This is a genomic window from Antarcticibacterium arcticum (assembly GCF_007993795.1).
In the GTDB taxonomy this organism is placed as follows: Bacteria; Bacteroidota; Bacteroidia; order Flavobacteriales; family Flavobacteriaceae; genus Gillisia; species Gillisia arctica.
This window is the reverse complement of sequence record NZ_CP042476.1, coordinates 2267093-2281086: the sequence shown is the minus strand read 5'-3', so window position 1 is coordinate 2281086 and position 13994 is coordinate 2267093. Positions and strand designations below refer to the sequence as shown.

14 protein-coding genes are annotated in these 13994 nt (G+C 36.8%); all 14 read left to right on the top strand.

All coding sequences use genetic code 11. The features are described 5' to 3' along the window. The first annotated feature begins 8 nt into the window (after positions 1 to 8). Complete coding sequence (locus FK178_RS10315) at positions 9 to 2129, top strand: gliding motility protein RemB (protein ID WP_146834521.1); 2121 nt, start codon at positions 9 to 11, stop codon at positions 2127 to 2129. Between the two features lie 86 nt (positions 2130 to 2215). Beyond that, positions 2216 to 2605 (top strand): hypothetical protein, encoded by a 390-nt coding sequence (locus tag FK178_RS10310; protein ID WP_146834518.1) that lies wholly within the window; start codon positions 2216 to 2218, stop codon positions 2603 to 2605. A 509-nt stretch (positions 2606 to 3114) separates the two neighbouring features. Beyond that, complete coding sequence (locus FK178_RS10300) at positions 3115 to 4572, top strand: serine hydrolase (protein WP_168194585.1); 1458 nt, start codon at positions 3115 to 3117, stop codon at positions 4570 to 4572. A gap of 43 nt (positions 4573 to 4615) precedes the next feature. Next, positions 4616 to 4864: a hypothetical protein gene (locus FK178_RS10295; protein ID WP_146834509.1), complete on the top strand. Its 249-nt coding sequence runs from the start codon at positions 4616 to 4618 to the stop codon at positions 4862 to 4864. A gap of 234 nt (positions 4865 to 5098) precedes the next feature. Beyond that, positions 5099 to 6391 carry a chloride channel protein gene (locus tag FK178_RS10290; RefSeq protein WP_146834507.1) on the top strand — a complete coding sequence of 431 codons (1293 nt, stop codon included), beginning with the start codon at positions 5099 to 5101 and terminating at the stop codon, positions 6389 to 6391. A gap of 102 nt (positions 6392 to 6493) precedes the next feature. Then, positions 6494 to 7045 carry an OsmC family protein gene (locus FK178_RS10285; protein ID WP_146834504.1) on the top strand — a complete coding sequence of 184 codons (552 nt, stop codon included), beginning with the start codon at positions 6494 to 6496 and terminating at the stop codon, positions 7043 to 7045. A gap of 412 nt (positions 7046 to 7457) precedes the next feature. After that, positions 7458 to 8054, top strand: a complete 597-nt coding sequence (locus FK178_RS10280; protein WP_240793814.1) for a LytR/AlgR family response regulator transcription factor — start codon at positions 7458 to 7460, stop codon at positions 8052 to 8054. 85 nt (positions 8055 to 8139) lie between these two features. Then, entirely contained in the window at positions 8140 to 8781 is a 642-nt protein-coding gene (locus FK178_RS10275) for a dioxygenase family protein (protein ID WP_146834497.1), read from the top strand. After that, positions 8774 to 9406, top strand: a complete 633-nt coding sequence (locus FK178_RS10270; protein WP_146834494.1) for a YceI family protein — start codon at positions 8774 to 8776, stop codon at positions 9404 to 9406. The genes FK178_RS10275 and FK178_RS10270 overlap by 8 nt, the downstream gene beginning before the upstream one ends. A gap of 408 nt (positions 9407 to 9814) precedes the next feature. Beyond that, positions 9815 to 10183 (top strand): hypothetical protein, encoded by a 369-nt coding sequence (locus FK178_RS10265; RefSeq protein ID WP_146834491.1) that lies wholly within the window; start codon positions 9815 to 9817, stop codon positions 10181 to 10183. A gap of 220 nt (positions 10184 to 10403) precedes the next feature. Then, positions 10404 to 10856, top strand: a complete 453-nt coding sequence (locus FK178_RS10260) for a hypothetical protein (protein WP_146834488.1) — start codon at positions 10404 to 10406, stop codon at positions 10854 to 10856. Positions 10857 to 11172: 316 nt separating this feature from the next. Next, on the top strand, positions 11173 to 11934 hold the full coding sequence (locus FK178_RS10255; protein WP_240793813.1) for a sce7726 family protein: 762 nt from the start codon (positions 11173 to 11175) through the stop codon (positions 11932 to 11934). A gap of 1 nt (position 11935) precedes the next feature. Then, positions 11936 to 12874, top strand: a complete 939-nt coding sequence (locus FK178_RS10250) for a sce7725 family protein (RefSeq protein WP_146834482.1) — start codon at positions 11936 to 11938, stop codon at positions 12872 to 12874. Then, the gene (locus FK178_RS10245; RefSeq protein ID WP_146834479.1) at positions 12874 to 13926 is read left to right on the top strand and encodes an RES family NAD+ phosphorylase; all 1053 of its coding nucleotides are present in this window, start codon (positions 12874 to 12876) and stop codon (positions 13924 to 13926) included. The genes FK178_RS10250 and FK178_RS10245 overlap by 1 nt, the downstream gene beginning before the upstream one ends. Positions 13927 to 13994: the final 68 nt, after the last annotated feature.

The following is a 13994-nucleotide window of genomic DNA, read 5'->3' as shown; positions in this document are numbered from 1 at the left end:
TTCCCTCTATGAAATATTTTGGATTCCTCCTCTTTATTTTTCTTCCCTTTTCCGGGATGTCCCAAACAAATGATAACGTATTAGAAACCTATCCGCTTTTCCCTGACTGCGCAGCATCCGGCTTTCAGGAAGAGAAGCAATGTTTTAATAATACCCTGCGCAGTCTGGTGCTCGAAAATTTTGTACTTCCACCCAAAGTGACCGAAGAAAATTACCGGGGAGAAATGTTGGTGCTGTTCGAGGTTGACAAGGCAGGGCAGTTTAAAGTCCTGTATGTAGATGCTATTTACCCCGAATTAAAAGAGGAAATGCTGCGGGTTTTTGCAGCCCTGCCGGTAGTGCAGCCACCTACCTATAACGGTAAGCCTACCTATGCTCAGTTCAGGATGCCGGTTCGCATTCCGTTAGACCAAAATTTTCCGGAACCCAACAGGATTCCTGGCGTGGATGAAACCCCCGTGGTTAAAATAGATTCCGTACCCGCAAAACCCGGGATCCTGGAAGAATATGACGATGTAAAGTCTAAACCCTTTTATAACCGGCAGGCGCAAAGCAACCTGAATATTCCATTGTCTCACGAAAGATACAGCCGTTTTGATGCCCAAATGAATCAGATAGGGACCAATTCCCATACCGCATCCAAACCTTTCCTGTTTAGTGACGTTTCTCCTTATTACGATTTTGATGGTGAAAATGCCAGATTGGAAAAACCTGCGAATTCCTGGTTAGGCCGTAAACTGTGGAACGAACACCTGGTGCAGTTCCAGGGAGAAAATTACTGGTTTACGGGAGACCTTATTCTGGACCTGCAATTGGGAAAGGACTTTCAAAGCGATTTTGATTTCACCTATAACAATACCCGGGGCGCAGTTTTCCAGGGAGGCCTGGGTAAGAACTTTAATTTCTATACCGTAGTATTTGAAAGCCAGGCGCGGTTTGCCGATTATTACAACCAGTTTGCTGAAAGCATTAGCCCCTTCATGGGCAGTGGGGTGGCCATTGTGCCGGGAAGGGGAATAGCCAAGGATTTTATGGACAATGGATATGATTACCCGGTGGCTGAAGGTTATTTGTCCTACAGTCCTGCCGAATTTTTTGATATTCAATTTGGCCACGGCAATAACTTTATTGGAGACGGTTATCGTTCGCTGCTTATGAGTGACAATGCCAGCCCGCATCCTTATTTAAAGCTCAATACCAGTTTCTGGAAACTTAAATATACCAATACCTGGATGTCCCTTCGGGATGTAAGGGAAGAAGTGGCGGCAGAGGGTTCTTACCGCACCAAATATATGGCTACGCATTACCTTAGCCTCAACCTCACTAAACGTTTCAACCTTGGTTTGTTTGAATCTGTAGTATGGCAAAATGATAACGGGCGTGGGTTTGATGTAAACTACCTCAATCCTGTGATCTTTTACCGCTCCATAGAATTCTCAACCGGCGCCCGGGGTGGGAATGCCATTATGGGGCTTACGGGAAAATATAAGATCAATAACAGCCTCAACGCCTACGGGCAATGGGTAATAGATGAGTTTTCCTCCGGCGATGTGTTTGGCGGGGAAGGCAGCTGGAAGAATAAACTCGGTTTTCAGCTGGGGATGAAATATTTCAATGCCTTTAATGTGCCGGATCTTTATTTGCAGGCAGAATACAACCAGGTGCGGCCATACACATATTCCCATAATTCCATAGTTTTGAACTACGGGCACAACAACCAGTCTATGGCGCATCTCTGGGGTGCCAATTTCAGGGAAGTGGTGGCCATTGCCAGGTACCGGAAGGATCGATGGCTGGGAAGTGCCAAACTTGTAATTGGGGAGCGGGGGTATGATTTTAATACTTTAGAAGATAATGCCTATTACGGCGGAAATATTTACAGGAGCGAGCGCGAAAGGGCCTTTGAAACAGGAGTGAGAATAGGACAGGGAAATACCACTACCTCCATTTTTACTGAAGTTGAAGCGGGTTATATTGTTAACCCCGTAACCAACCTGAAGCTGTTCGCGGGAATGATCTACCGCAATTTCGACCCTCAGCTAAACACCGCAAATACCTTTAACCAAAACACACTCTGGCTGAATATAGGTTTAAGGACAGATATCTTTAACTGGTACTATGATTATTAGGGTTTAGGATCAAAAGGGAAAAATAGAAAATTGCATTAATATGCGTGTTGGAAAACATTTAAAACTAACCGCACACAAATAAAATTATGTCTGAAACAAAAACCGGAAAAGATAAAATCTTAAGCAGAATATTAATATGGTTACCTTCCCTGGTGATAACACTTTTCTATATCCCTAATGCTTTGGATAAATTAATTAATCACGACCAAACCGGAAAAATCGTAGAAAGTAGTGCAGTAATGATTACAGCAGGAGTTTTTATTTTAATTGGAGTAGCTCTTTTCTTATATAACAAAACAATACTGATTGGAACATCAATGCTGGTTTTGTATATGACCTTCATTGTTTTAATCCATATGTATAAAGGAAAACCCTCTGAAATTGTAATGCTTATTCTAATGTCGACCATATTCGCCTCGTATATTAGAAAGCCATATTTGTTTCATCAGGCAATAGAAAAACAGGGCCGGGAATAACTGTTGGATTTGATCCTGAAGAATTAAAAACTCCCTTAAAATATGCTGTTAGAAATCGCCAGATGGATTGTGATTTTCTTTGGGTCTTTTATCATTTTATGCGGATTTATAATGCTTATTAGTCCCGGCAAAGCAAGGAGTATATTAAGAAAAGCGGGGAGCACCAATTTTATAAATTATGCGGAAATAACCATAAGAATAATACCGGCAGTTGCACTAATAGTATGCGCCGAAACCTCTAAATTTCCTGAGGCGTTTAAAATTTTTGGTTGGATAATGCTTGTAACTTCTCTCATTCTTTACCTGGTGCCCCGCAAACTACACCATCAATTTTCTATGAAAAGCGCAGCTATACTAAAGCCGTTTTATTTTCGGCTTATCGCTCCTTTTGCATTTTTATTGGGGGTATTAATAATATATAACGTAAGTTCGATGTGATTACCAAAGGGTTGGAAATGAATCCAACGGGGAAAGCCTTTCAGGGCAATTGTGAAATAATTCATTTAAAAATGAGACAAATTTTAATAAGCTTTTTTACCCTGGTTTTATTCGCATCCGGTTCTTACGGGCAATCCACAAACGAAGAAGAGACTATCCGGCGAATTAACACCTATCTTTCAGATCTTGAGAAAATCGCTTTTAACGGGGCTGTATTAGTCAATCTCAATGGAGAAGTGATTTCCAAAGGCTTTGGCTTCAGCAACAAAGAACAACAACTCAAAAATTCCCCGAATACCATTTTCGACATTGGCTCTATCACCAAGCAATTTACTGCGGCGGCTGTTCTGAAATTAGAAATGCAGGGGAAACTTTCAACAGAGGATAAGATCTCAAAGTATTTTGACAGTATTCCGGCAGACAAAGAAATGATCACTCTTCACGATTTGCTGCGCCATCAATCGGGCCTTATTAGTAATATTGGTAAGGACTATGAAAAGATTAGCAAAGAGGAATTTTTACATAAAGTCTTATCTTCAAAATTAAGGTTTAACGTAGGTTCCGGTTTTTCCTATTCCAACATTGGCTATAGTTTATTGGCTATGATCATTGAAAAAGTCTCGGGTCAATCCTATGAAACTTATCTATATGAAAACCTTTGGGAACCTTCAGCAATGCAAATGACCGGTTATACGAGACCGGGTTTTGACCCTGAACTCATAGCGGTGGGCTACTACCGGGATGGCAGGGAATGGGGAAAACCCACAAATATGGAATGGGACCAGACAGCGCCCTACTGGCATTTGCGGGGCAATGGCGGAATTCTTTCCACCACCGGCGACCTTTACAAATGGCATACAGCTTTAACAACAGGATCGATTTTGTCTCCGGAAGCAATACATAAATTCTATCATCCAAAATTAAGGACCGATGAAACCGAAGCATCCTATTATGCATATGGCTGGGATGTATATCAAACAAACCGGGGTACCACCAGGCTGTGGCATAATGGGGGCAATAATATTGTGTATGCAGATTTCCGGAGGTTTATAGATGAAGGGGTAACCCTTATCATGCTCACAAACCAATCTCACCCAAATTTTGATGACCTGAATGAGGAAATTTCGCAGATGATCTTTAATGCAGATTACACTCCTGCAATCCCGGGGGCCGATAATGAGACCAACCGGAATTTTACCAACTTTATTATACGTACCCTACAGGATTCGGGATTGGAAAAAGCCAAGGAAGCATATCAGGGAAAAAATGAAGATCAGGACCTTATAGAATTTATCATGAGAAGTGAGGGGCTGGATCATCTTTATAACAACAAGCCGGATATGGCGATGCAAATTTTCCTGATGAATGTGTTTGTGCATCCAAATACAGCTAAAGCATTACAGAGTTTGGCAGAAGGATATATGGTAACGGGAAATAAGGATTTGGCATTGAAGTTTTTTAATGAGAGTTTAAGCCTGAATCCGGACAATCCCTTTGCAAAGGATATGATCAAAGTACTGGGAAAATAGAAAAGGAGTAAAGCTGGTTTTAAAAAGACAATAAAATTAAAATATGAAGAAATTTTACCTCACTTTTATTGTAGTGCTGTTTGTAGCCTATGAAACTTACAGTCAGGATCAAATAGACTCAGCCACCAAAAGAACGGTAATTTATAATGGAATAAACTTTGGAAGTGTCATTGCCGCAATCACTTCCTGGGAAAGAAACAAATCGGTGTTATGGGCTGTGGTCCACGGCATTTTCAGCTGGTTTTATGTGTTGTATTTTGTGCTCACCAGAAAAAAAGGGGAAAGAAAATAATTTCCAACTCTTGATGTAAATAGTTTCCAAATTTGCCTGCGCCCGCGGCCACTGTTTAACCCATAGCCCCCATCAAAACCATAGTATTCCCATTTCCACAGCGAATGATGGTTTAGCAGAAAATAATTAACTTCCCCCACAAATTAAATATAGGCAGCGAAACACCCCCGGTGCTTTTAACCGGTTTTTAGGTTATCAATAATGGGCTGTATGCTATAAATCATAAGCAGAATAGTGAAATTAAAACGAAGAAGAAAACTAGTTACCTATTTAAACATTTTAGATCAGCCGGTTAGGTTTAATCCCTTCGTTTTTAGCCGTACTTTTTTGTTATGGGCTCTACTGGGATTAATTGGCGGAATAATAGCCGGGGTATACTGGATCGTTCTTGAATTTTTAACGCACCAGCTGGCTTTTTTTGGAGGTTGGCACGTGATTCCGGTTATGGCAATTTCCGGGCTCCTGGCAGGTTTGATAATTCACTTCATAGGAGACCCGGGAGAAATACATTTAATTGTAAACAACATTCGTTTTAATAAAGGGAAACTGGACCCTAAAAACAATCCTTCCATGGTCCTTTCGTCCTTATTATGTGTTGCATCGGGCGGTAGTCTGGGGCCGGAAGCTCCCCTGGTGCAGGTTACAGGTTCAACAGGTACCTGGATAGGAAAATTGTTCAGGCTTAAAGGAGAAGAGTTAAGGTCTTTGAGTATCGCGGGTATGGCTTCAGGTTTTACGGCATTATTCGGGGCACCTTTGGGCGGCAGTTTATTTTCTTTAGAGATACTTCATCACAAACATGCGGTAGAATATTACAAGGCAATAATTCCTGCTTTTGTCGCCAGTTGCTTTAGTTATTTGGTGTTTGCTTTGATCATTCATTTGGGATTGGGCCCCATTTGGGATCTATCGGCTTATGAATATTCAGGCATCTTTGATTTTGGCTATGCGGTTATTTTTGCAATTATAGGCGCCGCGTTTGGGTGGGCATTTATTTTTTGCACCAAATTTTTCAAGTCCCTTTTTGAAAACCGGCCAATTCCTATTTACATCAAAACATTAATTGGAGGGATCTTGCTGGGGGTTATAGCATTTTATTTTCCGTTAACCCGCTATTTTGGACATCACGAAATTAACGAATTGCTTTCCGGGGATTTCTCCCTCACACTTTTGTTCGCGATTTTGGTGTTCAAGATAATTGCCATTTCCATTACTGTAACATCGGGCTGGAGAGGGGGATTTATCATCCCGCTGTTTTTTGTGGGTGCAACCCTAGGAATAATAATCCATCAAATTTTTCCTGCCGTGAATCTTACTTTGGCCATTGTAAGCTGTATGGCCGCAATTAATGCCTGTGTGACAAGAACCCCCATGAGCACAACCATCCTGCTTGCTACCTTAACAGGATTTGGACATTTCATCCCCATATTATTTGCAAGTTTAACCGGATATTTTCTGGCGCCAAGAATACCTTTTATAGGTTCTCAAATGGAAAAAGAAGAGAGCGTTCCGGCTTCAACAACTTAAATTACCCGGAAGACAGAGAAATTATGTAACCGTTTAATTTTTAGTACCTTGAGGGGAAATTACTAGTTGCCTTCTGGTAACCCGCTCAAAAAACTAAAGATCATGAAAAGAAATTCTATTGTGCAGGAGCGGCAACAACCTTTAATGGATTCCTATGTTACAGATCCCAAACTGGCCCGGGTTACAGATGAAGCGATCGTAGAAGGGAAAAACCTGGACGATCCTTTTCATACTTCGGTGTCTATCAATGACGAACTCAAAATACCTTTTAAAATAGGGGTTCACAGAGCGGTTGGCGGGCTTCATGATTTTCCCAATCCCGGGGATATGCTGTGCGCTTCCCTGGCAGCCTGTTTTGAAAGTACGCTCAGGATGATCGCCAACAGGCTGGGGGTAGCGCTGAAAAAAACATTGGTTAGAGCAACCGCAAATGCAGATGTTAGGGGTACTTTGATGGTAGAAAGGGACGTGCCGGTGGCTTTTCAAAGTATGGGATTGGAGGTTCATATCGAGGTGGATAGTGCTGTGGAAAAAAATACCATCTCTAAGCTTTTTGGAGCTACCGAACGCTGTTGCATCATCTATCAAACCCTGAAACCCGGAATACCTATTCAGGTAAACCAGGAAGTAGTCTATACAGCTGATAAAAATTGAAAATTTCAACGCAACAAAACTCTCGAAAAATATTACTCTCAAATTAAAGGTAATCTGATATTTTGATTATTAGGGTTTAGGTTAAGAAAGAATAAATAGAAAATTGTAATTATTTGAATGTTATAGCCAATGCTAAGACCGAGAAGAAGAAATTAACAAACATAAGAAAATGGTAAACACAATTGCTAATAACAAAGCTACCCCGAACCTTTCCGGAAACATCGGAAAATTGCTTTTTGTTCTTTCAGGAGTTTTCCTGTTTATAGTGTGTTTGACAATTTTCCAAGATTTTTTAGAATCAAAAAGGAATGGCTATAATTTCTATTTCAGCGAATCCATACTTTTTAAAACCATATGGTTTCTATTTATCCCGATATTAACTGTTTTGTACAAAAAACTGAAAAATGAGACATTGAACAGCTATGGCAAAACGGCAGTTTTCATTGTGTCCCCCATCGTAGTCCATCTTTTAATTTTTCCCTTTGTTGCTGTGGCTTTTTCTATGCTATTTTACGAGGGCAGGTATGACCTTTATAAGTTCTACTCCTATTCATTGTCGCACGACTTGTATAAAGTGGTTATGGTTTATGCAACCTTTGTAGTGGGCTATAAGTATTTTTTAAAACATACTCGAGACATATACATTGGGGTAAGTAAACCTCCATTGGATACAATAGTCGTAAATAACGGTAAGGAGAATGTGGTAGTCAAGGTAGAGGACATCACACACATCACCTCCGACTCACCCTACATTACATTTCACCTTAAAGACATAAAGTATTTGCACTCCGAAACCTTAAAATCAATTTGTGATAAATTGGACAAAAATGTTTTTGTTCGTGTTCACAAATCAACTGTGGTTAACATCACAAAAGTAAGGTCGTTCAAATCCCGACTTAATGGCGACTACGATTTGCAATTGGAAGACAGGGAATTGGTAAGGTTAAGTAGAACATACGCACCGGATTTCAAAAAACGCTTCAGTATAAATCATCGTGTTAACCTATAAATTCATCGCCTTAGACCATTCAATTTCACCAATGATTTCTATATCTATAATTTTGTGGGAACGTTAAAATCAAATACGACAAACTATGGATATTAAGTTCAGAACATTGAAGTTAGGTCTCTTTTTGACTTTGTGGATATTAACAGCTTGTAATGCCCAAACAAAGAATTCAACGACCAAACTTGTTGGTGGCGGTTGTGAAGGTTGCGAAGCAATTTTTGAGTATGGGGACAAAAAATTAACCCCTACAGACACACTACCTGAATTTGAAAACAACGAACCAAAACTGGAAATTACCGGAACAGTTTTAAAAAAAGATGGAAAAACCCCGGCAGAAAATGTCATCCTCTATATCTACCATACCAATAGACAAGGTATTTACGAAACCAAAGGCAAGGAAACAGGTTGGGCAAAAAGACACGGATTTATCCGGGGTTGGATCAAAACAGGAAAAGACGGTAAATATGCTTTCTATACATTCAGGCCGGCAGCATATCCTAATGGGAGTGAGCCAGAGCATATTCACATAACTGTAAAAGAACCCGACAAAAATGAATATTACCTTGACGATTATCTTTTTGATGATGACCCACAATTGACCAAGGAAACACGGAAAGAAAGAAAAAACAGAGGAGGCTCGGGAATCATAAAACCTAAAGAGAAAAATGGCATCGTACTAATAGAACGAAATATAATCTTAGGTAAAAACATTCCGAATTATGAATAAAATCCTTTTAATTTTAATTTCGTCTTTAGTAGTTGTCTCGTGTGTTGGCAAGCATAAGTCAGAATCCCAATCGGTAAATATTTCCGAACAAGTTAGGAGCCCGCTTGAAATTTCAGGTGACACTGCAAACGTAAATCCGTCTCATTCAAAAATTTTATGGAAAGGGACAAAAATGCATGGCACAGGTAAACACGAAGGGGATATTGCGTTAAAAACCGGTTATTTTATAACTCAAAATGGTCAACTAAAAGGCGGGGAATTCATTGTGGATATGCAAACTATAGAAGTAACCGATATTCCCAAACACGATCCCGTTCCAAGAAACAATCTCAAAAATCATCTAAAAAACTCAGATTTTTTTGATGTGGATAAGTTTCCTACTTCAATATTTCAAATAACAGAAATCAAGAACTTTTCAAAAGATAGCATTAATGTATCGGGCAACCTGACAATCAAAGGTATTACCAATGGTATTGAGTTTTCAGCACTGATTAACGAAAATAAATTTACCTCAAGGTTTACTTTTAACCGATTCGACTGGAACATCGCATACGAAGGAAGTTGGGCTGACAAAACCCTTGTGGACAAAGATATAGAATTGACAATCGAAATTGTGATGGAATGAACCAAAAACCCAGTTAAGCACAGGCTATAACATCGCCTACACGTAAGGGGAGCTAACTTGCTAAATCACAGGTTAGTCCCTTATCACAAATCATGGGTAGCTTTTCAAAGAAAATAATTAACTTAGTCAACATTTAATTCTAAGCCCACAAGTTCGCCACCCCTACTACCGACACTTGAGCTTACCCCAAACCATTCATAGTGATGAACTGTCGCTTTTTCAATCTACACTTAAATACCACCGGTACTTTTAGCCAGAACAGCCTATGGCTGAATATTGGCTTGCGAAAAGAGGTTTTTAACTGGTGTCTTAGTTGGTAGAATGGAGTGTGTACGGGGATAATAAGAAAGAAAAAAATGTAAAATTGCATTTATTAATACGTTGTAGAACCTTTCTAAATTCGAAGTAATGAAACAAGTGACAAAATTTTTTATTCCGGTTATTTTGCTAACCAGTTTCCAAAACGTATTTGGACAAAACGATAAGACACAGAATCCGGAAACAGATGTATACCAGGCGATAGCGAATTCGGAATTTGATTTTGTGGTTCGCATAAACAGGGACATGAATGAAGAGGAATTAAAGACGAGGATAGATGCCTTACACATCTTTAATGAAGATATTAAAATAGACTATTCACGAGATGAATCTGGTAATATTAAAACACTTTCTAGTTCTGGTAGCGGAAGCTCATGTATGTCGGAAAATTTTGGATTTCTGATAATTTCCTTAAAAGATAGTGAATGGATGGGATGTATAATTTCCGATAATAAGTGATACCTGTGGAATAGTTGAGAAAAACGTTCTACATTAATGCCTGAACGTCATTGCTTGCGGATTTCCATAACGGAAATCCTGCGCAAAAAGCTAACTTTGGGTTCGGCGGGACTCTTATAATAACAAATTTATTTTAATCTCAAATCGAAATTTAGAACTTGCTCGCACCACCTGATAAGGAATATACTGCGAAATATCTTAATTTTAAAAAAACAAAAAGATGAATGAAACCATTACAATCATATTATCAACATCATTATTAACTACACTTATAATAACATTATTAGGGTTTGTTTTTAAAAACTGGATTAATCGCAAAATACAGTATGCTGTGAAATTTAGGTATGATAAACAGCTGGAGGAATTTAAAGAAGAAAATTTGAAAAGGTCGAAAGCAAACCTCGTAGCAGAATTATTATCAGAATGGCTTTCCTTTCCTGAAGATCAAAAAAACCTGAATAAATTAACTTTTGAAGCTTTTTTATGGTTACCAGAGCCTATAGCAAATAAGTTGAGTAAATTATTGTCTCATAATAGCGATTCCCCTGAAGTAAGAGAAGTTTTATTTGATGTTCGTAAATATTTAATGCAGAATGACGATAATTTAAGTGAGGAGAAAATAATTGTTTTTACGCAACAATATAAAAAACAAATGGCTGGTAAACCTGTGTAAAGGATTATAACGACCACTAAAATAGGATATAAAAAATCACAGATAATCTTTTAAAGAAATCAATGAATTTGACCTATTAATTAAATTCAGCCCCAAACGTCGTAATTCTTGTTTCATAATTTGTGTTGACCTGGATCATTATATAGCATTTCAATAGGAAATTTTTGTTTCCATATTATGTTTAATTTAATTGACCTAATTTTGTTATATGAATTTTAGGAATCAAAGAGATCTATATCTTTTACGCGATTACTCAACAATTTTTTCCCGAAGTGAAGCACTTAGTTTACTTCAGGGTAATTTGCATTCGATCAATTTGAAAATTGATCGGAATTATAAAAAAATTCCAAAATCGGCATTGAATTCCTATTCCAGTTTTCTTAAACACGCATACCAGGTTTTAGAAAATCATTATCAAAATGAATATGTTTTCAAAAATGCATTTCTTACGGACTGGTTAATCAAAGAATTAGGTAAGTCAGATTCAATAATTTTTAATGAATTTAGAATTGGCGGGGCTGTTTCTGATTTAGCAATGTTTAATGGAATTTCCAAAGCATTTGAGATTAAAACTGAATTTGACTCAGATCAAAGATTGAAAGGACAAATAGAATATTATAGCCAAGTCTTTAATGAAACATATTTAATAATTCCAAAGGAAAAATTAAATATGTATAAAGAGTATAGAAAAGATGTAGGGATAATATTGTTCGACAATAAAAACAAGGAAAAGTTTGAATTTTATAATAAGGCAAAGTTTAGAGAAAAGTTAAATCCCACCATTTTAATGCAAATTCTTCACACAAATGAATATAAAGAAATTGTTGAGAAATATTATGGTGAACTACCGAAAATGAATAGCTTTAATCAATATAAATTATGCTATAATTTAATTAAAGCAATCCCTATTAATGAACTAAATCAAATGTATTTAGAGCAAATAAAGAAAAGGGAATTTGATAAAATACTCTCTTTACATACTTATAGAGAATTAAATCAAATATGTTTAGCTTTAAAACTTAAGAAGAAAGAGAAAAGGTGCTTGATAAAAAATCTAAAACAACCAATACAAATTTAATATGTACTATCCTTTTCTTAGAGGTCGTCAATTTGAATTAATAGCTTTAAGGGAACTCAGTCAAGAAAATGAAATACAAGGTTACGTTTCATCTATTATTGAGCCTGTTAAAAAAAGTTTAAACAGTTTAACCTTAGCTAATCGAATATTCTTCGAAACCAATCAGAGTAATTTTTTGATTTTAAATCCGGAAGTTGGGGAAAAAAAAGGTGATACAGAATTTTATTTAGAATTCTTGAATGGTCTTGAGAACTGTTCATTTAAACCAGCATTTCATTTTAGAAGGAATAGTAATTATATTAGAGAAAAGATTGAAAAGTACCAACTCAGGGATTGTTTGATTATTGGAACAAATGAAATTCAATCTACAGACCAAAATTTTAGAGAAGTTATTGAGATAGAATCTGTAAGAAAAGTTGTTATAAATGATCCGGATAGAAATAGAGATCTAAAAAGATATCTTCAGGGACAAGAAATTGAATTCATTAGATTGGACGATCTTTTCGAACCCGAATCAAGAAACAGCAATTTTTTACCTATTGTAAGTCATAGATTCTCAGAAGAACATAAATATTTCTTGGATGATAATTATAGCGGTTTTTCAGACTATACAATACTTTCTAGCGATTTTATAGAAGGAGGGAGCACTCCTAGAGCTGTAGTTATTCATTTTACCTATATGAATAATGAAAATCAAATATGGATAAGACATTTTACATCAAATTCAAATGACACAATTGCTGATGTTCAGGGAAAATTTGGTGAAGCGGCAAGGAAAGCAGTAGAATACTGTCGTAGTCACAATCTTCAAAATTCAGCAATAATTGAATTAGAGGATTATTTTGACCAAGGACATTATCCGGGTTTAGGGATGGTAAAGAAAATTTCTATTAAAAATCATATAACATTAGTGGCAAATTATCTTAGATCTATCGAATAATGAATGTTTGTTCTAAATGTTTTTCTGATAAGGAATTGATAGGATATATTGAATCATTCGAAAAATCTGGCCAATGCGATATTTGCAGAAATAATGATTCCTTTATTATTTTATTAGATGAACTCCAGGATTTTTTTCAAGAATTAATTGATAATTATGATCCTGACGATTCAGGTATTTCACTTAATAATAAAATTCACGAAAACTTTGGATTGTTTTCGAATCATAAATCTGGATCTTATATATTAAACTATTTATTGCCAAAATTAAAAACAAGCATATTAAATGCAGATAGTAAGGTCAATTATATACAAGATATTCTCGATAATATATCCCATTGGGAAATATTAAAAGATGAATTGAAATGGGGAAAAAGATTTTTGACGGATATTATTTATTTGACGGAGGAGTTGGGTTGGGATGGATTTTTTAATACTCAATTTCAACTGGGACATGATGTTTCGCTTTATAGAGCTAGAGTACACCATATAAGTGGACAAAATTCATATAAATCATTTGAAATGAAATGTCCTCCAAAAGAAAGAGTTGGAGGCGGTAGGGCTAACCCATTAGGAATACCATACCTTTATCTTAGTGATAATGAGGAAACTGTTCTTTATGAAGTTAGGGCTTCATATTTGGATGAAGTTACTATTGGAGAGTTTAAATTAATTACAGATCAATCAATTAAAATTGTTGATTTCACTGAGGATACATCACTCTTTCAACCAGAAAGAGTGAATCAAGCTATAAAGGGTAAATTACTCAGGGAGAAAATTAGCAGCGATTTATCTAAACCAATGCGCCGTTATGATAGTGAAATTGAATATATACCAACCCAATTTATTTGTGAATTCATCAAAGTGTTCACGGGAGCAGAAGGTATTCGGTTTCAAAGTTCACTGGATATAAACGGTAAAAACCTTGTAATATTTAATCAAGATTTAATTAAATGTAATGCGACAAAACTTGTTAAAGTGACTAATATTTCTCTCAAAAGTGTCAAAATGGAAACAAAACATAACAATGGTTCATCGCAAATAACAGGTTAATTTGAAAAATTGTTATTTAATATCCTTAAGGCTGAAACAGACGTAACTTGTCTGGTAATCAAATATTA